Here is a 20163-nt window from a genome sequence, read left to right on the forward strand (position 1 = left end):
CTCCACATTGCCGCCTTGTTTGGACGTCGCCGTGAGCAAAAATGGGTTGAATCGCCAAGGCCGCGCGCTGGCGGGCCCTCCAGCCGTCATCCTGAGGCGATCGCTTCGGCGACCGTCTCGAAGCATGCTCCAGCCCAGTTCAGAGCCTCCTGGGGCCATCCTTCGAGACGCTGTTGCGCAGCTCTCAGGATGGGTGCAGGGCGCTGGGCTTTGCAGTGCGGCCTCTTTCCGTGTGACGCGCAGCATGTCTTTAGTGCCCCCATGCCGATCGACTTCATCACCTCAGCGCTGGTCACACTGCTCGTCACGCTCGATCCACCGGGGCTGGCGCCGATCTTCCTGTCGCTGACGCAGGGCATGTCGGCGGGCGAGCGGCGGCAGGTCGCGATCCGCGCCTGCATCATCGCCTTCGGCATCCTCGCCTTCTTCGGCGTGGCCGGCGACATCGTGCTGAAGGCGCTCGGCGTCTCGCTGCCGGCCTTCCGCATCGCGGGCGGGCTGCTGCTGTTCTGGATCGCCTTCGAGATGGTGTTCGAGCGGCGCACCGAGCGCAAGCAGCAGACCGCGACGACCGCGATCACGCAGGATCACATCCGCAACGTCGCCGCCTTCCCGCTGGCGATCCCGCTGATGGCGGGGCCGGGCGCGCTGACGGCGATCATCCTCCTCGCCGGGCGGGCGGAGGGCGACCCGCTGCGGCTGGCGGCACTGGCCATCATCTGCGGTCTGGTGATCCTCTCCTGCCTCGTCGTCTTCCTGCTGGCGACGCCGCTCGCCCGGTTGCTCGGCATCACCGGCAACATCGTGCTGACCCGGCTGCTCGGCGTCATTCTTGCCGCGCTGGCGGTGCAGTTCGTGATCGACGGGGTGAGGGCGGTGGTGCGGGCGGGGTAGGGCCGGCGGAGAACGCGATGGATCGAAGAGCGTCGGGGCGCGTTGCCCGTACGCATCCGAGCGTTCGCTCTACCCCCGGCCACCATGAGCTTCGACCTATCCTCTCTCAGCCCGGCCGCCCGCCATCTTTTGGCGGCCTTCGGCGATGCCATCTCGGACGGCTGGCTGCTGGCGCAACTCGCCGCCATCATCGGCGGCTATGTTCTGTCATCGTGGATTGCGGCGGCGCTCGAGCCGCGGCTCGAACAGCAGGCTCGGCGCATCCGCGGCAATCCGGACCTGCTGCGGGTCGTCATCGCCTTCCTGCGGCGGACGCGGTGGCTGGTCTACACCCTCTGGCTCTATGCCTGCGAGGTGGCGCTGCTGCTGCTATCCGGCCCCTTCGACGTTCAGCTGCTCGCGGCGGCGCGCGCCCTCGCGGCCGCCTGGTTCTTCATCTCGGCGCTGACGCGGATCATCCGATCCGTCACGATCGCCCGCATCGTCGCCATCCTCTGCTGGGGGTATGTCGCGCTGGCCATCGTCGGGCTCGACGAGGCCGTGCTCGCCGCATTCGACCGGGCCGCCCTCACGCTGGGCGCCGTCCGCATCTCTCTGCTGCTGGTGCTGAAGCTGCTGGTCGCGCTGGTTTCACTGGTCTGGTTCGCGGTGCTGCTCGGGAGCGTCCTGTCGCACTGGGTCGAACGCTCGCAGGACCTCTCGGCGTCCTTCAAGGTTCTGATCGCGAAGCTGATCAAGATCGCGCTCATCATCGTGGCGGGCGCAATTGCGCTCGCCGCCACCGGCATCGACCTGACCGCCATCACCGTCTTTTCCGGAGCGGTCGGCGTCGGCATCGGTTTCGGCCTTCAGAAGGTGGTGTCGAACTTCATCTCCGGGATCATCATCCTGCTCGACAAGTCGATCAAACCCGGCGACACGATCTCGCTGGGCGACACCTTCGGTTCGATCCGGGACCTGCGCTCGCGCTTCGTCTCGGTGATCACGCGCGACGGTCGGGAATATCTGATCCCGAACGAAGATCTAATCACCAATCAGGTGATCAACTGGTCCTTCTCGAGCGACTATGTCCGGATCGACGTCGAGTTCGGCACATCCTATGACAGCGATCCGCACGAGGTCAGCCGCATCGCGATCGAGACCGCAAAAGCGGTGCCGCGCGTCAGCACGCACACAGCCCCGGTCTGCTGGCTGACCGGTTTCGGTGCCTCATCGCTCGATTTCAAGCTGCGCTTCTGGATCGCCGATCCCGGCAACGGCCTGACCAATGTCCGCGGTCAGATCCTGCTTGGGCTGTGGGATGCCTTCAAGGCCGCCGGCATCGGCATTCCCTTCCCGCATCGCGAGATCATCATGAAGACGCCGGTGGTGTTGAAGGGGGCGAACGCCGCCCTGGAGAAGGACAGCCGCTGAGCCGTGCGGGAAATGAACAGTCGTGATGGATGACTAACGTCGCGATCCATTGGTGCAGTTCATGAACGCCATGTGAGCGCCTGTTCCAAGCCTTGGCGATCGCCACATTTTCCGTCCGGGACGGTGCGGATCATCCACGACGCGGCCGCCATTGCTCAGCGCGCATGAGCAGGACCGCTGATCGCGCATGCCATGACATTCAGCGAATACACCCTGCGCCGCAGCGGGACCTGAGGAAGTGAAGCACATCAGCATGACACTGCCGATCAAAACTGCCAGACGCATGATGAAATTCCCCGAGCCGCAGTAAAACCTTGCACGGCTCGGGGCGAAGGTCCAGCGATCTCGCCTGCGGGACTCGCAGCCGCGCCAGATTGGTCGGCACGGCTTGCGAGACGCAGTCCCCTACTTCTCCAGGAAAGCCCGGATCGCGCCCTCGGCCTGCTTCATCGAGATGACGCCGTCGAGATGGCCGCGGGAGCCCTGGATGTGGACGTGGGTGACGTCGACGCCGCCCTTCTTCAGCGTCTCGGCGGTGCGGTCGACCGCATCGGCCGTGAAGACGAGGTCCTTGGGCTGGGTGATCAGCAGCACCGGCGCCTTGATCTTGGTGGCTGCGTCGGAGAGCGACGTCCCGCCCGCGGCGAAGAGCTGGTTCGCCTTGACCAGATAGAGGAAGTGGTTGGCGTCCGAGACCTTGGCGCGGGCCTCGCCGGCATTGTCGAGGATGCTCTGGATCTGGAACTTGCTGCCGAGCGACTTCGCCGGATCCTCGCCCTCCTTGGCGGCGCGGCGGGCGAAGGTGGCGTTGGCCCAATCCTGGTGATTGGCCTGCAGCGTCACGACGGTCAGCGCCTTGGCGAGGCCGGCATTGGGCGGCGTCTTGCCGTAATAGTCGCCCTTGTTCCAGTTGGGATCGAGCAGGATCGGCGCGGCCCAGACGTCGAGCCAGGCGATGAGCTGCGCATCGGCCTCGCCGGCGCCGATCACCGGCATCGCCTTGGCGACCATCTCGGGGTAGCGCGCCGCCCATTCGAAGGTCTGGAGCGAGCCCATGGAGGGCCCGGCGACCAGCGCCAACCGCTTGATGCCGAGGCTCTCGACCAGCGCCTTCTGGACGTTGACGAAATCGGCGATGGTGACGACCGGGAAGTCGAGCGCATAGGGCTTGCCGGTGTCGGGATCGATCGAGGCCGGGCCGGTGGTCGTCGTCTTCGGATCGCCGGTGTTGAGGTTCACCAGCGTGTCGGAGGAGAGGACGAAGTACTTGTTGGTGTCGATCGCCTTGCCGGGGCCGATGATCGCGTCCCAATAGCCGGCCGCGGCGTCGGTCGCCGCATATTTGCCGGCGGCATGCGAGTTGCCCGAGAAGAAGTGGCAGATCAGCACGGCGTTGGATTTGTCGGCGTTGAGCGTGCCGTAGCTCTCCCAGCCGACCTTGACGTCCTTGAGCGTGCGGCCGCTCTGCGTGGTGAAGTTCGGCAGGGTGAAGACCTTCTTCTCGGTCATCAGCTCCTGCGCCGCCGCCGGGGCGCCACCATTCAACAGATCCATCGCAACCCATCCCAACAGGCCCGCCGTGGCCGCGATCCAGCGTTTCATCGTCCGTTCCTCCCGTCGCCTCGCTCAGCGGCCGTGCGCTCCGGCCTTGGCGCCATCCAAGCGGAAGTCGGGCGGCGACGGAAGCGGAAAGGCTGAGCCGCTCAGCGCAGCGGCAGCGTCTCGCCCTCAGCGGCGCCGGCCGGGCGCAGCAACGCGTCGGTCTGGAGCTCGAAGGCGGGTGCGGAGAGCGGGCCCTTCAGGCTGAACGGCAGGCGCAGGGGCCCGCTTGCGGGCTGCAGCAGCGCCGCCATGTCGAGGGTCGGGCCGCTCAGCGCGGCGGTGCCGACCAGTGTCATGCGGTAGCCGGCACCGGCCATCTGGGCGTCGCTCAGGGTGAGTTGGCCGTTGGCCACGGTCGCGGTGAAGCCGGCACTGTCGAAGGCGGTGCGGCCCTGGCGCCAGTCGCGCAGGGCCAACCCCGGATTGCGCTCGGCGCGGCGCAGGAGATCGGCGAAGGCGAAGCCGGCGAGTTCGCCCTGGCGCAGCGAGACCGTGCCCTTGCCGGTGAGCGAGGCCAGGATCTCCGGCACGGACCGTCCGAGGCCGTCCAGCCCGAACTGCATCGTGCCGATGCCGGTGAGCCTCGCGAGTTGCGGCAGATCGGCGCCGGCGCGGCCGAGATTGAGCCGCTCGACGCCGCCGACGAGCTTGACGTCGATGCCGCCGGGCACCGTCATGGCCAGCAGCCGCCCCTTGACGCTGCCGCCATAGGCGCTGGCGCGCAGCAGGCCGGTTTCGAACCGACCCTTCTTAACCAGCAGATAGGTGGCGACGTCGGATAGGCGCGCGCCGTCGAGCCGCGCCGACTCGACCGAGATGCGCAGATCGATGTCCTGCGCCGTCCAGGTCTCGAAGGGCAGAGGCGGCGCGTCGGGCGTGGTCTGGAGGGCGGGCAGATCGAGGCGGGCGAGCAGTTTGCCAAGGTCCAGCGTCGCTCCGGCCAGCGTGCCGGAGAGGCTGCTGCGGCCCGCGGCGGTGGCGAGGTTGAGCGCGCCGTCGAGCCGGTCTCCCTCCAGCCGCAGCGCGACATTGGTCAGGGCGGTGTCGTGGGGGCGGATGCGGGCCTCGGCCGTGAGCGAGAGCGGCCCGAGCGCGGCGGCCAGACGCGGCGTCTCGCCGAACCAGGCGAGAAGCTCCGGCATGGAACGCGTGGCCAATGTGAGCTGGCCGGTAATGATCGGCTCAGGCGCGCTGCTGCGCGATCCTTCGAACTGGAGCTTGAGCAGCGGCGCCTCGACGCTCAGCAGCGTGCGCCCGCGCCCGCCGGCCATCGGCCAGACGAGGCTGATCTCGGCCGGGGTGCCGCGCCAGTTCACCCGGCCCGCCAGCGCGAGCGGCGCCTGCGCGTCGCGCTCGTCGATGACGAGGTTGACGTCGCGCAGGATGCTGCGGATCGCGCCCTCCGCGCGCACGAAGACGGAACCGCCACCGATGACGATGCGGCTCTGCTCGCCGAGCTTCTGCAGCGCGTCGAGCGGACGCGAAAGCCATTCGCCCGGATGGTCGCTGCCGGGAGCGACCGCCAGATCGAGCTGCGGCGAAACCAGGTCGATCCGGTCGAAATCGAGGCGTCCGACGAGGAGTGGCAGCAGCCGCGCCTGGGCGCGGAGGCGCAGGGCCCGGCCCGACACGCCGCCATCGGGCTGCGCAAAGGCGACGTCGCTGAGGCTGATGCGCGGCAGCGGCAACAGGGCGATCTCGGCCTTCTCCAGCCCCGTCACGGCGAGCCCCGTGCGCGCCTCGATGGCGCGGATGACGTGCCGCTCGACCCGCGCCGCAGCCAAGTTCCACGACTGCAGGCCGAGGAGCCCGAGAACGAGGAGCAGGCTGTAGGCGAGGATCGAGGCGCGTCGGGTCATGAACTCTCGGGACGGGGTATCCGGGACATCGTGCTGGAGCGGGGGCGAGAGGCCGCGCCCCCGGAGCATGGCGCGCCGCAGGAGGGTGGCGCTGCCGCCATCCCGGGCTTGAACGCGGCGCCCGCCCAACCAGGAGGCGACCGGGCATCGGGCGGGGCGCAGCCGGCTGCGCTCCCATCCCGCGCCCCGTCCTGCGCGGCCACCGGTTTAGGCCGATGGCAGGGACTTGTCGAGCCGGCTAGCCCGCCCGGCCGCCTGCGCGGGCGAGGCGATAGGCCGGGTAGAGGCCGGCCAGCACGATGAGCAGCCCGGCAAGCGCGCCATCCTCGAAGGCGCCGCGCGAGGCATGGCCATAGACGGTGGTGGCGAGGGTCTCGACATTGAGCGGCCGCAGCAGCAGCGTGGCAGGCAGTTCCTTGAGGCAGTCGACGAAGACGAGCAAGGCGGCGGCGGCGACGGCCGGGCGCGCCAGAGGCCAGTGCATCTGCCGCATCACCTGCGGGGCGCTGGCGCCCAGCGTGCGGGCTGCATCGTCGATGCGGGGCGAGATACGCGACAGCCCGCTTTCGACGCCTGAGACCGCGATGGCGAGGAAGCGCACGAGATAGGCCAGGACGAGCGCCGCGCCCGAGCCGATCAGCAGCAGGCCGAGATTGACGCCAAGCCAGCGCCTGGCCGCGTCGGCGACGAGGTTGTCGAAGGCGGCGAGGGGCACGAGCAGGCCGAGCGCCAGCACCGTTCCCGGCACCGCATAACCGAGGCCCGCTACGCGCGACAGGGCCGGTAGCCAGGGTTCGCGCCCCTGCCGCCGGGCGGCGGCGATGCCGACGCCGAGCAGCACCACCAGGCCCGCCGCCAGACCCGAGAAGGCGAGCGCGTTGGCGAGGCTGCGCAGCATGGCGGCGTCAAATTGCTGCCAGAGACCACGCTGCAACACCTCAGATCCGAGGAAGGCGATGGGCAGAACGGCGCCAAACAGAACGGGCAAGGCGCAGGCGGCCGTGGCCGCGGCGGCGCGCCAGCCGGCGAGCGGCCGGCGACCGACGGCGCGCGGCTGGCGCACCGGCAGGGCGAAGCGCCGCTGGCCGCGCAGATGCGCCTCGGCCACCATCAGCAGCACGACGAGCAGCAGCATGACGCAGGCGATCTGGGCCGCGCCGGCCAGCGAGTTGCGATTGATCCAGGTGGTGTAGATCGAGAGCGTCAGCGAGCGAACGCCGAGATACTCGCTCGCCCCGATGTCGTTGAGCGTCTCGAGCAGCGCCAGCGTCAGCCCGGCGGCAAGAGCCGGCCGGGCCATGGGCAGTCCGACGCGCCAGAACAGCCGGCCCGGCGCTGCGCCGAGCGTACGCGCCGATTCCACGATGGCCGCGGCCTGAAGCCCGAACAGGGCGCGGACGCTCAGATAAACATAAGGGTAGAGCACCAGGGCCATGATCACGATCGCGCCCGGCAGGTTGCGCGGATCGGGAAACCAGTAGTCGCGTAGCGATCGCCAGCCGGTCAGCGCGCGCAGCGCGCTCTGGAATGGGCCCTGAAAGCCGAGCATTTCGACATAGACATAGGCGGTGATGTAGGTCGGGAGCGCCAGCGGCAGCACCAGAAGCCATTCGAGCGGGCGCCGGCCTGGAAACTCGTATTGCGTCACCAGCCAGGCCGTGCCGACACCGATCAGGGCGCAGAGCACACCGACGCCGAGCAGCAGGCGACTGGTATCGGCCAGCGCCGCCGGCAGGACATTCGCCGCCAGATGCGGCCAGATCGACGCCGCCTGCGGCGAGAGGGCCGTGTAGGCGAGCGCCAGGACAGGCAGCAGCGCGAGGCCGGCGCCCAGCAGCGCGGCGAAGACCAGAAACGTCGACGGCCGCCACGCGAGTGGCGACCGTCGGGGTCCGGAAAGGGAAATGCCGATGCTCAATTGTCGAAGCCGACCTTGTCAACGAGATCCGCCGCGGCCTTGCGGTTCTTGGCGACGTCACCGAGCGGGGTGGTGTCCGGGGTGATGGTGCCGAGCAGCTTCACTGCCGCGCTCTCCTTCACATCCGCGTTAACCGGGAACTCGAAATTGCCGTCGGCATAGAGCGTCTGCGCCTTCTCGCCGAGCATGTATTCGATCAGCTTGACGGCGCTGTCCTTGTTCGGGGCGTTCTTGGCGATCGCCGCGGCCGAGACGTTCACATGGGTGCCGCCATTGGCGAAGGTCGACTTGAGCGGCTTGATCGCCTCGTACCAGCTCTTCTGCTCGTTCTTCGCCTCGCTCATCAGGCCGATATAGTAGGTGTTCATCACCGCGATGTCGCACTGGCCCGACAGGATGTCACGCGCCACGTCGCGGTCGCCGCCGCCTGGCTTGCGGGCAAGGTTGGCCTTGAGGCCCTTCAGGAAGTTTTCGGTCTTCTCGGCGCCGTTGCGGGCGAGATAGGCGGCGAAGAAGGCGTTGTTGTAGGGGTGCTGGCCCGAGCGGATGCAGACCTTGCCCTTCCATTTCGGGTCGGCGAGGTCCTCATAGGTGATCGCGTCCTGCTTCACCCGCTCCTTCGAGACGACGACGATGCGGGCGCGCTGGGTCAGCGTGACCCAGTTGTCGGCCGGGCCGCGCAGCGCGGCGGGGACCGTCTTGTCGACGAGCGCGGATTTGATCGGCTGGGTGATGCCGGCATCGACCAGGGCGTTGATCTGGCCGACATCGACCATCAGCATGACGTCGGCGGGGCTGTTGGCGCCCTCAGCGGCGACGCGCTCCTGCAGACCGTCCTTCAGGAAGACGGCGTTGACCTTGATGCCCGTGTCCTTGGTGAAGGCATCGAGAACGGGATTGAGCAGAGCGGGTTCGCGCGTCGTGTAGAGGTTCACGCTCTGGGCGAGGGCCGGGACTGCCAGCAGGCAGGAGGCCAGGGCCAGCGTGGAGAGTCGGATCGCGTGGGTCATGGTCGGCTCCTTCGGGTTCAAGGCCCGTTTCTTGATGTTGCCGAGGGAGCGGTAGTGTGCGGGTCGCGGTGCGTCAACCGAAAAACCCTTTGAGATCAGTCTCTTAAAGGCGTTCTAATCTGTTGCGAGATTTGACTTCTTCTAAAGAGCGAGGCGGTCCGGCTTGCGATTTCCGGGGCGTCGTTCGGCACCGATGCAGGGCGGTGGCTCCGATCTCGCTAATCAGTCGGCGATCAGCGAGATCATCCGCACGGGGCCGCGACGGACCGGATCGAGCGTACCGCGCAGCACGAAGCGCTCATTGGCATCGCTGGCGAGGTTGTCGTCGTGCAGGCTGGCCTCGCGAAGCAGCATCTGCCGTCGCACCGTTCGCGCCTGCGCCTCGAGGCGGGAGATGCCGACGCGCTCGTCGATCTCGCGGCGCTGGCTCTTGCTGAGATCCGCCGCGCGGAAGTCGCGAAAATCGCGCGGGCTGTAGGGAAAGCGCGAGCCGCCCATGAAGGTGCGGACCTTGCCGTCGAGGACGACGCTGTCGCCGGGCCGCAGCGTGAAGTCGCGCAGCAGGGAGACGCGGCGCTCGCCCGCCTGGACGATGGCGGGACGGCAGGCGGCGGCGTCCTTCGTCGTCTCGAAGGCATAGGCCATCGGCAGCGACCGGTAGCGCTTGCCGTCGGCCGACTGGGCCTCGCCGATATCGCTGACGCCACCGGAGAGGCGGAAGACCTTGACCGGGATGCCCGGATTCATCGCCTGGCAGAGCGCCTCATGGGCCGGAAGATCGGCGCTGCCGCGCAAGCGGCCGATCGGCGCGTGAAAGCCGTCGCAGAGCCTCACGCAGAATGTGCGGCTGCCATCGTTCATCGCGGCGAGCCGGGATTCGGGGGTACGCCGCGAGCGGGCGGCGGCAGGGTCGGTCGCCGGACGCTGACGGAAGGGGTTGAGATCGACCGGCGGATGGGCGAGCCGGCCATCCGGTGCCGTCTGCAGCAAGGGGATCTGCCAGCCCGAGCGGGCCGGCGCATAGGCGGTGGGGCGGGCCATTGCCTGAGGGGCGTAGCCGGCGGACTGGGCGCGTCGCGCCTCGCGGTTCGCGGCCTCCTGGAGGTGGAAGGCACGGATGCCGGCGTCGTCCTCGGCCTGAACGAGCGAAACCGTGAGAACCGTCGCACCGACGCCGAGGGCGACACCGAGTGCACCGAGCGCTGCGAGGCGGGCCGAACGGCGGGGTTGCGCCGCCGCGACCGGCGGCAGACCCTCGCGCAGACCGGCCACCGGTCTCGCCACCTCACGGACACGCAACATCGCGTCAACTCCACTCTACGCTCGATGACCCGTCCGCCGCCGGATCGGTGTAGTTTACTTTCTGTTAAGCTTCAACGACCGGGCCAAGGTCGCGAGCCGAAACAGGCGGGGATGCTTAACGCCTCCGGCTCGCGCGGAACTGACGTCAGAGAACGGCGAGGAGCACGCCGATCCACATGCCGAACAGTGCGACGACGCCCAGCGCGAAAACCGGAGCGCGCAGCCGCAGATCGTTGGAGCCGACATGGATGACGGTGTGGACGACCCGGCTCGCGACATAGAGCCAGGCCAGCGCCGCCATGATGTAGCTGGTCGCACCGACCTCCATCGCCAGCATGATCAGCGCGAAGAAGATGACCGGCGTCTCGAACTGGTTGGCGAAATTCGCAGCCGCCAGGCGGGCCGGCTGGGGATAGGCTTCCGTCGAGACCGCGACATCCGCCATCCGGACCTGCTTGGCGGCGAAGGCCTGCTTGCGCCGCAGGAAGAGGATGCCGAGCACGACGAACATCCAAAGGATCAGGGCGAGCGCGGGATAGACCAGCTTGAGCGACATCCTGCGTCTCCGACCGCCTCGCATGCGCCGCAGACCATCCGGCGCGCGCGCACCAAGCGAAGCAACCCGGCCCGCCGAAAGCAAGCATGGCGGCCCCGCGAAGGGCCGCCATGGATCAGAAGTCGGTGGATAGCGGCTGGAGCCGGCGTCAGGAGCGTGTCGGGTAGTTCGGGCTTTCGCGCACGATCGTCACGTCATGGACATGGCTTTCGCGCAGGCCGGCGCTGGTGATGCGGATGAAGCGCGCCTTGGACTGGTAATCCTTCAGGTCCTTGCCGCCGACATAGCCCATCGCGGCGCGCAGACCGCCGGCGAGCTGGTGCAGAACCCCAGAGACCGGACCCTTATAGGCGACCTGGCCCTCGATGCCCTCGGGCACGAGCTTCAGAGCGTCCTTGATGTCCTGCTGGAAGTAGCGGTCGGCCGAACCGCGCGCCATCGCCCCGACCGAGCCCATGCCGCGATAGGATTTGTAGGAGCGGCCCTGGTAGAGGAAGGTCTCGCCGGGCGTCTCGTCGGTGCCGGCCAGCAGCGAGCCGACCATGGCGCAGGAGGCGCCGGCGGCGAGCGCCTTGGCGAGATCGCCGGAATATTTGATGCCGCCATCGGCGATGACCGGGATTCCGGCCTTGGACGCAGCGGAAGCCGCGTCCATCACCGCGGTGAGCTGGGGCACGCCGACGCCCGCGACGATGCGGGTGGTGCAAATCGAGCCCGGGCCGATGCCGACCTTGATCGCATCCGCGCCGGCATCGATCAGGGCCTGGGCGCCGCCGGCGGTGGCGACGTTGCCGGCGATGACCTGGACGGCGTTGGAGAGCCGCTTTACCCGCGTCACCGCTTCCAGCACCTTGGCGGAATGGCCATGAGCGGTGTCGACGACGATGAGATCGACGCCGGCGTCGATCAGCATCTCGGAGCGCTCGAAGCCGAGATCGCCGGTCGTGGTCGCCGCCGCCACCAGGAGCCGGCCCTTGGCGTCCTTGGCGGCGCTGGGATGGGCGACCTGCTTTTCCATGTCCTTGACGGTGATCAGGCCGATGCAGCGGTGGTGATCGTCGACGACGAGCAGCTTCTCGATGCGGAACTGATGCAGGAGGCGGCGCGCCTCCTCCTGGGTGACGCCCTCGCGCACCGTGATCAGCCGGTCCTTGGTCATGATCTCCGAGACGGGCTGTTCGGGGTTCGCGGCGAAGCGGACGTCGCGATTGGTCAGGATGCCGACGAGCTTGCCCTTGTGGCCCTGCGGGCCGCGCTCGACCACCGGAATGCCGGAGATCGAATGGTGCTTCATGATCGCGAGCGCATCGCCCAGCGTCTCGTCGGGGAAGATCGTGATCGGATTGGCGACCATGCCCGATTCGAACTTCTTGACGAGGCGGACCTGAGCGGCCTGCTGATCGGCTTCCAGGTTGCGGTGGACGACGCCGAGGCCGCCGTTCTGGGCCATGGCGATCGCCATCTTTGCTTCCGTCACCGTGTCCATGGCGGAGGCGATGATCGGCAGGTTCAGCGAGATCGTCCTGGTGAGCTGGGTGCGGATGTCGACATCCGCCGGCATGACCTCGGAGGGGCCCGGCTCGAGCAGCACGTCGTCGAAGGTGAGACCGTCGCGAATCAGGCCGTCGAGCATTTGGGACATCGTCAACTCCGACACCGGACTGGCCGGCTCTGCTGCGGTCTTGCGGGAGGCGCCCGCGACCGGGTTGACGAGGCCCGTTAGCACGGGCTCCCCGTGGCCGCTAGACCACCGCGCCACAAATTTTGCTGCGGCGCGGCGAAGACATCGGCGACCGTGGCGCGGGCCTATCCCTGGCGCTGCGGATTCGAGCGCACGGCGCCGGCGGGCAGCCGCGGCGGGCTCGGCGCGACGCCGAAACAGCCGGCCTCGAAGACCGTGCGGCCCTCGCGATTGGCGATCTCCTGGCAATCCTTCTGGCGCATGCAGTTCATCACGCGCAGGCCGTCGCCATAGCCGGGCGAAACCACGGTCTGGGCACAGCCGATCTCCCAGCTCGTCGAGGGTTTGGGCGCCGGCTGGGCCTGGGCGGCACGTCCGCCCGTGCCGGCCAGGCCCAGCCCGGCGAGAAAGCAGAGCCCGGTGAGCCGGGCGGCCCGGCGCAGGGCGGGGAAGGGAAGGCGGTCGAACATCGGAGGTCTCCGGAACGGTGTGGGTTGAGCCCCTGTGCCGTTCAGATGGGGACCGGGCGGGACGGCCGGCACGGTGCGAAACGCATGGCGGGGCTGCTCTGGTGCCCGCCCCGCGAACGAAACGCATGGCGGCCTTGCGCGTTGCGCCCGGTCTGGAGGCGATTCCGCACCGATCCTGCCCTCGTCTTGCCCGGCTCCGGGCGTTAAGGCTGCCATTTCCCGCGAGGACATCCGTCTTGCAGCGCGCTAAGCTCCTGCCCCTGATCGTCGCCTGTGCGCTGTTCATGGAGAACACCGATTCGACGGTGATCGCGACCTCGCTGCCGGTGATCGCGCAGTCGCTCGGCGAGGACCCGATCGCGCTCAAGCTGGCGCTGACCTCCTATCTCGTCAGCCTCGCGGTCTTCATCCCGATCTCGGGCTGGATGGCCGACCGTTATGGCGCGCGTACGATTTTCCGGGCGGCGCTGGCGGTGTTCATGCTCGGCTCGGTGCTGTGCGCGCTGTCGAACTCGCTCGGCGCCTTCGTCGGCGCGCGCTTCGTGCAGGGCATGGGCGGGGCCATGATGGTGCCTGTCGGCCGGTTGGTCATCCTGCGCAGCGTCAGCAAGGCCGAGCTCGTCGGCGCGCTCGCCTATCTGACCGTGCCGGCACTGGTCGGCCCGGTCGTCGGGCCGCCGCTGGGCGGCTTCATCACCACCTATTTCGACTGGCGCTGGATCTTCTTCATCAACATCCCGATCGGGATCGTCGGCATCGTCCTGGCGAGCCTGTTCTTCGAGGATGTGCGCGAGGAGGACGTCGCCCCGCTCGACATCCGCGGCTTCCTGCTCTCGGCCTTCGGTTTCGCCAGCCTGATGCTGGGGCTGGCGACGGGCGGGCGCCATCTCGTGCCCGAAGCGGTGTCCTATGCCTGCGTCGCCGCGGGCATCGCGTCGCTCGTCGCCTACTGGTTCCATTCGCGGCGGGTCGCCCATCCCGTGCTGAACCTGTCGCTGTTCAGGATCCCGACCTATCGGATCGGCGTCGTCGGCGGCTCGATCTTCCGGACCGGGATCGGCGCGATTCCCTTCCTCCTGCCGCTGATGCTGCAACTCGGCTTCGGGCTCGACGCGCTGCAATCGGGGCTGATCACCTTTGTCTCGGCGGCGGGCGCGCTTTTGATGAAGACGGCGGCCAAGACCATCCTCGCCCGCTACGGCTTCCGGCGCGTGCTGACCGTCAACGCCGTGGTCGGCGCGGCCTTCCTCGCGGCCTCGGGGCTGTTCACGCCGTCGACGCCGCACTGGATCATGCTGTCGGTGCTGTTGGTCGGAGGCTGTTTCCGCTCGCTGCAGTTCACCGGCATCAACGCGCTGAGCTATGCCGACGTTTCCAACCGGGACATGTCGGGCGCGACCAGCCTGTCGAGCGTGGCACAGCAGCTCTCGCTCAGCATGGGCGTCACCATCGGCGCCTTCGCGCTGGAGGCGGCCAATCTCGTCCATGGCGGGGGCGCGCTCGGTGCGGCCGATTTCTGGCCCGCCTTCGTGCTGGTCGGACTGATCTCGGCCTCGTCCGTGCTGATGATGGCGCGGCTCGCCCCCGATGCCGGGGCCGAGGTCTCCGGGCACATGCTGGCCGAGCCGCCTTCCAGCGCCCGCAAGGCGACGGCCCAGGCGATCGCCGACCAGAAGCCGCTGGAGTGAGCTGTGATCGTTTGAATGTAATGCAACCTTGCATTACATTCGCTTCTGGGAGGGCGGCTGGATGGCGACATTGACCGTGACCGAGCGCGGACAGGTGACATTCCGCAAGGAGGTCCTGCAGCATCTCGGCATCAAGCCGGGCGAGAAGATCGAACTCGAACTGCTGCCCGATGGCCGGGCCGCCCTGAGCGCGGCGCGGCCGCCCGGAACCATCGACGGCTTTCTCGGGCTTCTCGCCGGGAAATCGACGACGGTCGCCACGATCGACGAGATCAACGAGGCCGCCGCCCGAGGCTGGGCCGGTCAGGAATGAGGATCACCGTCGATACCAACATCCTCATCCGCGCCGTCGTCCGCGATGACGCAGAACAGGCGAGACGCGCCGAGCAATGCCTGAGGGAAGCGACCGTGATCGCGGTGACGCTGCCGTGCCTGTGCGAATTCGTCTGGGTGCTGCGCCGGCTTTATCGCTTTCAGCCGGCCGAGATTTCCGCAGCGATCCGGGCCCTGCTCGCCGTTGCCGCCGTCGAGACCAACCGGCCCGCCGTCGAGGCCGGCCTCGCCATGCTCGATGCGGGAGGCGATTTCGCCGATGGCGTGATCGCCCAGGAGGGCGCCTGGTTGGGTGGATCGACCTTTCTGTCCTTCGACCAGACGGCGGTGACCCTGCTGACGGCTCAGGGCAGAGAGGCGCAGCGACCCTGAGGCTCTCGGGGTTGGGCGCAGAGCATGGGCCAAGGACCGATCTTGCCATCTGCCGCCGCGGCGGGCGAGCATGAGCCATGGACCCGGCGGAACCCCGCGCCCCGGCTGATTATGACCTCGCGATCGGCGATGGCGCGATGCGCCGCAAGCTGGCCGAGGCGCGTCTGACGCTGAGCGACGAGGGCATCAGCTATGCGCTCGACGGACGGGACGGGCTGCGCCCCTACTCGCAGTTGCGCTCGGTGCGGATCCAGGCCATCCACGGCGCCAAGAGCAACCCCTGGGAGGCGATGATCGAACTCGTTTTCGATCGCGGCCTGCCGCTGCAGGTTCATTCCGGCACGCCGCTGGGCGGCAACGATCCCGAGCGCGATCCCGTCTTCATCGCCTTCGTCGAGGATCTGCACCGGCGGATTCCGCCGCAGGACGCCGCGCGCATCCGCTTCCTGCGCGGGGTGCCGGAGGGCCGGCACCGCGTGCTGCAGATCGCGCTTGTCATCGCCCTGATCGTCTTCGGCGGCGCGGGCGGCTTCATCCTGCTGAAGACGGCGGGCGGCACCATCCCCGTTGCGGAGATGATGTTCCCGATGCTCGGGCTGATCGGCTTCGGGGTGTGGATCTGGCACTCGGTGGAGAAGAGCAAGCCAGGGACCTACAGACCCGACAGGCTGCCGACAGACCTGTTTCCGGAGCGGGACTGAACGGCCGCCGCCGCGCCGCTGCCGGACCTCTGGCTCAGGCCGCGTCCTCGCCCGGTTCTTCGGTCTTCCGACGGAACCCTGTCGCCAGCACATAGAGTTCCGAGGAATCGGCGCGGCTCGATGCCGGCTTGATGTTGCGCACGGTGGTGAAGTCGCGCTTGAGCCCCGCCAGCAAGGTCGCGCTGTCGCCGCCCTGGAACAGCTTGGCGAGGAAGAAGCCGCCGGGCGCCAGCACCGCATGGGCGAAGTCGAGCGCAGCCTCGGCGAGCGCGATGATCTTGATGTGGTCGGTCTTCTTGTGGCCGGTGGTGTTGGCGGCCATGTCGGACATGACGCCGTCGGCGCGGCCGCCGAGGCGCTCGGTCAGGAGGGCGGGGGCCTCCTCCGCCATGAAATCCATCTCGATCAGCTCGACGCCGGGGATGGGATCGACCGGCAGCAGGTCGATGCCGACGATGCGGCCCTTGCCCTTGTCGAGGCCGATGCGCGCCGCGGCGATCTGGCACCAGCCGCCCGGGGCGCAGCCGAGATCGATCAGCTTCTGGCCCGGCTTGAGGAAGCGGAAGCGGTCGTCCATCTCCTCGAGCTTGAAGGCGGCGCGGGAGCGATAGCCCAGCTCGCGCGCGCGCTTCACATAAGGGTCGTTGAGCTGGCGCTCGAGCCAGAGCTGCGAGGAATGCTTGAGCTTGCCGGCCTTCTTGACCTTGACGCGCAGGTCGCGCGAGCCGCCGCCGCCGGCGGCGCTCTTGGGAGCCTGCTTGCCGGGCACGCGCGCGCTGCCGGCCTTGGTCGAGCCGATTTTCGCGGAACCGCCGCCCTTGCCTCCGGTTTTGCCGCCGCCGCTCATGCCGGGGTCCGGATCGTGCGGGCGCTGCGGGGGGAGGGCGTCATCTCATCTCCGGCGCCACCAGGCGCGGTCCTCATGCATCATCCTGAGCAGGATGCCCTCGCGCAGGCCGCGATCGGCAATCCGCACCCGCTCGCTCGGAAAGGCGCGGCGGATGGCCTCGAAGATCGCGCAGCCGGCCAGGACGAGATCGGCGCGCTCGCGACCGATACAGGCATTGGCCGCGCGGGCTGCATAGTCCATTTCGACGAGCCGGTCGATCACGGCGAGGATATCCTCCTGCCGCATCCACAAGCCGTCGACCTCGCGCCGGTCGTAGCGGGCGAGGCCGAGATGGATACCGGCCACCGTCGTCACCGTGCCGGAGGTGCCGAGAAGGTGAAAATTCCGGGCGCCGCGGGCGGCGGCCGCCTTCGTTGCGAAGCCCTCGAGCTCGCGGCCGCAATCCTCGACCATGGTCTCGAACAGGGCCCGGCTGACGTCGACGCCGCCATAGCGCTCGGCCACCGTGACGACGCCGATCGGCAGGGAGGCCCATTCACGGATGCGGGCGGCGGGGTCGCGCGCCTCGCTGCGCCCGCCCATCCAGACGATCTCGGTCGAGCCGCCGCCGATGTCGAAGACGATGACGCCCTCCGCCGCCGGATCGGCCAGGGCGGCGCAACCGGAGACGGCGAGCGTGGCCTCGGTGCGCTGGTCGATGATCTCCAGCTCGAGTTCCGCCTCCGCGGCAACACGGCGGACGAAATCCGAGCCGTTGACGGCGGCGCGGCAGGCTTCCGTCGTCACCAGCCGGGCGCGGGTGACATTGCGGTGGAGCATCTTGCCGCGACAGATCTTCAAGGCCTCGACGGCACGGTCCATCGCCGCGTCGCAGAGGCGGCTGCTGGCGGCGAGCCCTTCGCCCAGCCGCACGATCCGCGAGAAGGCATCGACGACGCGGAAGCCGTGCTGCGCGGGGCGCGCGATCAGCAGGCGGCAATTGTTGGTGCCGAGATCGAGCGCGGCATAGGTCGCGGGCGGGCTGCGCGGAAGGGCGCGCGGGTCGAGCGCCGCGTCCTCGGCCGCAAGTGCTGCGGCGGGCAGGATCGCGGCCGGCATCACCGCATCCGCCAGGGAGGGGAGCGGTGCCGTTTCGGGAGAGGCGAGCGAGGGCCCACGGAGCGCGACGCCGGGCTGCGGGCGGGCGCCATGCAGAAGCGGCAGCGCCGTCGCCGCGACATTGCGTTCCTGCCGGTCCTCGACCTCCACTCCGCCCGTTCCTCCGGCTGTCGCCGCGCCGGCCGGCTCATGGGCCGGCCCTTTGGAATCAAAGCGTAACAACAGCGGGACCGCAGTGCCAAGCGGAACCTTCGGTCGCAGGCCGATCGGCGGTGGAGGCTCAGCCCTTGCCCTGGCGGGCCGGCATCGGCCAGTCTCCGCCGCCAACGGGCGCGGCAGACGGGCCGCAGCCGCAGACAGGGAGGCCGAGCATGGCCGTCGCACGCCATCTTCTCGCGATCGACCAGGGCACGACCTCGTCGCGCGCCCTCGTCTTCGATTCGGGCCTCGGGCTCGTGGCCAGCGCGCAACGCGAGTTCGCCCAGCATTTCCCGGCCTCGGGCTGGGTCGAACACGAGCCCGAGGACATCTGGGAGAGCGTGCTGGCGACCTGCCGGGAGGCGATCGCCAAGGCCGGACTCACGGCCGCCGACATCGCCGCCATCGGCATCACCAATCAGCGCGAGACGACTCTGGTCTGGGACCGGACGACCGGCCGCGCCATCCACCGCGCCATCGTCTGGCAGGACCGCCGCACCGCGCCGGCCTGCGCGGCGCTCGTCGCGGCCGGCCATGAATCGCTGGTCGCGTCCCGCACCGGCCTGCGCATCGACCCCTATTTCTCGGCCACCAAGATCGCCTGGCTGCTCGACAATGTGCCGGGCGCGCGACGCCGCGCCGAAGCCGGCGAACTCGCCTTCGGCACGGTCGACAGCTTCCTGCTCTGGCGGCTCACCGGCGGGACCGTGCATGCCACGGACGCGACCAACGCCTCGCGCAGCCTGATCTTCGACATCCATCGCGGCATCTGGGACGAGGACCTGCTCTCGCTGTTCGACATTCCGGCCTCGCTGCTGCCGGAGGTGAAAGATTGCGCCGGCCTGTTCGGCGAGACCGACCCGGCGCTGCTGGGCGCCGCCATCCCCGTGCGCGGCATCGCCGGCGACCAGCAGGCCGCGACGATCGGCCAGGCCTGTTTCGCGCCGGGCATGGTGAAATCGACCTATGGCACGGGCTGTTTCGCGCTGCTCAACACCGGCGAAAAGCCCGTCGCCTCGCAGCACCGGCTGCTCAGCACGGTCGCCTATCAGCTCGAGGGCCGGCGGACCTATGCGCTGGAGGGCTCCATCTTCATTGCGGGTGCGGCGGTGCAATGGCTGCGGGACGGGCTCGGCCTGATCAAGGAGGCGAGCGAGACCGGCCCGCTGGCGCGTGCCGCCGATCCGGCGCAGGAGGTCTATCTGGTACCCGCCTTCGTCGGGCTGGGCGCGCCGCATTGGGATGCGCAGGCGCGCGGCGCGATCTTCGGGCTGACCCGCAATTCCGGCCCGCGCGAATTCGCCAGGGCCGCGCTGGAGAGCGTCTGCTACCAGACGCTCGACCTGATCGAGGCGATGCATGCCGACTGGGGGCAGGCCGCGGGCGGGGCCGGGCAGGGGACCCGCTCCGTGCTGCGCGTCGATGGCGGCATGGCGGCCTCGGACTGGACGATGCAGCGCCTTGCCGATCTCCTCGACCTGCCGGTGGACCGGCCGAGCCTGCGCGAAACGACGGCACTGGGCGCTGCCTATCTCGCCGGGCTCGATGCCGGCCTCCTGCCCGAACCCGACCGCTTCGCCGATCTCTGGCGGCTCGAGCGCCGCTTCACGCCCGGCATGGCGGAGAGCGAGCGCAGCCGCAAGATCGCCGGCTGGCGCGACGCCGTCCGGCGCACGCTGAGCACGGGCTGAGCGGCGGGCGGACCCGGGAGGGAGCGCCTCGTGGCGCGCTGCGATTCGGTGCTCTGCCTGGCCAGGTCCGTGCGGAAGTGCGGCGAGCAGTGGCCCAAGCCACAGCGGCCGCAACAGTCACTGCAGCGCCGGGAACCGACCCGCGCTGGAACCGGCATTTCGGGGCTTGCCATTCGCCGAAGCTTTGATTAGACCCCGCGACACCAAAGGCGGGCGCGCTTCGCGCTCCAGGCCATTGGGGGATCGTCTAACGGTAGGACCCCAGACTCTGACTCTGGTTGTCTAGGTTCGAATCCTAGTCCCCCAGCCAAGTTCCTGAAAAGCGGGATTTGGCAACAGTTTAGGCGAGACCCCTCTCCTGGGGCGCGAAATCGGTCCACATTGGTGGACCACATGCGGCACGGACATTACCTCCAACGGCGCGGCGACAGGTATCGGTTTCGAGCCCGTATTCCGAAGGGCATTGTCGAATTCGAACTTCCGGGTGAGCTTATCGTCAACCTCAGGACGAATTCGCGCACGCTCGC

At 68.8% G+C, this 20163-nt stretch carries 17 protein-coding genes and 1 tRNA gene; 8 read left to right on the forward strand and 10 right to left on the reverse strand.

Features of this window, described 5'->3' with window-relative positions; translation table 11 throughout:
* Positions 1-261 precede the first annotated feature (261 nt).
* A complete protein-coding gene (locus AX750_RS15950) occupies positions 262-894 on the forward strand; it encodes a MarC family protein (RefSeq protein WP_066719487.1) in 633 nt (210 codons plus the stop codon).
* Positions 895-978: 84 nt separating this feature from the next.
* Positions 979-2307: a mechanosensitive ion channel domain-containing protein gene (locus AX750_RS15955; protein WP_082734983.1), complete on the forward strand. Its 1329-nt coding sequence runs from the start codon at positions 979-981 to the stop codon at positions 2305-2307.
* 405 nt (positions 2308-2712) lie between these two features.
* On the opposite strand, the gene AX750_RS15960 is transcribed toward AX750_RS15955, so the two are convergent.
* The 8 genes from AX750_RS15960 to AX750_RS15995 form a co-directional block, all read right to left on the reverse strand.
* Positions 2713-3909, reverse strand: a complete 1197-nt coding sequence (locus AX750_RS15960; protein ID WP_082734984.1) for a homoserine O-acetyltransferase — start codon at positions 3907-3909, stop codon at positions 2713-2715.
* 101 nt (positions 3910-4010) lie between these two features.
* The gene (locus AX750_RS15965) at positions 4011-5768 is read right to left on the reverse strand and encodes an AsmA-like C-terminal region-containing protein (RefSeq protein WP_066719490.1); all 1758 of its coding nucleotides are present in this window, start codon (positions 5766-5768) and stop codon (positions 4011-4013) included.
* A gap of 238 nt (positions 5769-6006) precedes the next feature.
* A complete protein-coding gene (locus AX750_RS15970; RefSeq protein WP_066719492.1) occupies positions 6007-7686 on the reverse strand; it encodes an iron ABC transporter permease in 1680 nt (559 codons plus the stop codon).
* The gene (locus AX750_RS15975) at positions 7683-8696 is read right to left on the reverse strand and encodes an extracellular solute-binding protein (RefSeq protein WP_066719518.1); all 1014 of its coding nucleotides are present in this window, start codon (positions 8694-8696) and stop codon (positions 7683-7685) included. Before AX750_RS15975 ends, AX750_RS15970 begins: the two co-directional genes overlap by 4 nt.
* A 222-nt stretch (positions 8697-8918) precedes the next feature.
* Positions 8919-9998, reverse strand: a complete 1080-nt coding sequence (locus AX750_RS15980) for a DUF2865 domain-containing protein (protein ID WP_156446501.1) — start codon at positions 9996-9998, stop codon at positions 8919-8921.
* Positions 9999-10143: 145 nt separating this feature from the next.
* Positions 10144-10554 carry an MAPEG family protein gene (locus AX750_RS15985; protein WP_066719495.1) on the reverse strand — a complete coding sequence of 137 codons (411 nt, stop codon included), beginning with the start codon at positions 10552-10554 and terminating at the stop codon, positions 10144-10146.
* 148 nt (positions 10555-10702) lie between these two features.
* Positions 10703-12196 (reverse strand): IMP dehydrogenase, encoded by a 1494-nt coding sequence (gene guaB, locus AX750_RS15990; protein WP_066719496.1) that lies wholly within the window; start codon positions 12194-12196, stop codon positions 10703-10705.
* 164 nt (positions 12197-12360) lie between these two features.
* Entirely contained in the window at positions 12361-12705 is a 345-nt protein-coding gene (locus AX750_RS15995) for a hypothetical protein (RefSeq protein WP_066719497.1), read from the reverse strand.
* Between the two features lie 236 nt (positions 12706-12941).
* On the opposite strand from AX750_RS15995, the gene AX750_RS16000 reads away from it, so the two are divergent.
* From AX750_RS16000 to AX750_RS16015, 4 genes are all read left to right on the forward strand, one after another.
* Positions 12942-14393, forward strand: a complete 1452-nt coding sequence (locus AX750_RS16000; protein WP_066719499.1) for an MFS transporter — start codon at positions 12942-12944, stop codon at positions 14391-14393.
* A 61-nt stretch (positions 14394-14454) separates the two neighbouring features.
* The gene (locus AX750_RS16005) at positions 14455-14706 is read left to right on the forward strand and encodes a transcriptional regulator (protein WP_066719521.1); all 252 of its coding nucleotides are present in this window, start codon (positions 14455-14457) and stop codon (positions 14704-14706) included.
* A complete protein-coding gene (locus AX750_RS16010) occupies positions 14703-15098 on the forward strand; it encodes a type II toxin-antitoxin system VapC family toxin (RefSeq protein WP_066719501.1) in 396 nt (131 codons plus the stop codon). The genes AX750_RS16005 and AX750_RS16010 overlap by 4 nt, the downstream gene beginning before the upstream one ends.
* 77 nt (positions 15099-15175) lie before the next feature.
* Positions 15176-15799, forward strand: a complete 624-nt coding sequence (locus AX750_RS16015) for a hypothetical protein (RefSeq protein ID WP_066719503.1) — start codon at positions 15176-15178, stop codon at positions 15797-15799.
* A 34-nt stretch (positions 15800-15833) separates the two neighbouring features.
* On the opposite strand, the gene AX750_RS16020 is transcribed toward AX750_RS16015, so the two are convergent.
* Together AX750_RS16020 and AX750_RS16025 are read right to left on the reverse strand one after the other, a co-directional pair.
* On the reverse strand, positions 15834-16646 hold the full coding sequence (locus AX750_RS16020) for an RlmE family RNA methyltransferase (protein ID WP_082734987.1): 813 nt from the start codon (positions 16644-16646) through the stop codon (positions 15834-15836).
* Positions 16647-16691: 45 nt separating this feature from the next.
* Positions 16692-17897 (reverse strand): Ppx/GppA phosphatase family protein, encoded by a 1206-nt coding sequence (locus tag AX750_RS16025; RefSeq protein WP_245282414.1) that lies wholly within the window; start codon positions 17895-17897, stop codon positions 16692-16694.
* Between the two features lie 221 nt (positions 17898-18118).
* Here AX750_RS16025 and glpK point away from each other — a divergent pair, with 221 nt between their 5' ends.
* Together glpK and AX750_RS16035 are read left to right on the forward strand one after the other, a co-directional pair.
* A complete protein-coding gene (glpK, locus tag AX750_RS16030) occupies positions 18119-19636 on the forward strand; it encodes a glycerol kinase GlpK (protein ID WP_066719505.1) in 1518 nt (505 codons plus the stop codon).
* 236 nt (positions 19637-19872) lie between these two features.
* Positions 19873-19946: transfer RNA gene (locus tag AX750_RS16035), tRNA-Gln, on the forward strand.
* Positions 19947-20163: the final 217 nt, after the last annotated feature.

This window comes from Methylobacterium sp. CCH7-A2, from assembly GCF_001557075.1.
Classification (GTDB): domain Bacteria; phylum Pseudomonadota; class Alphaproteobacteria; order Rhizobiales; family Beijerinckiaceae; genus Allobosea; species Allobosea massiliensis.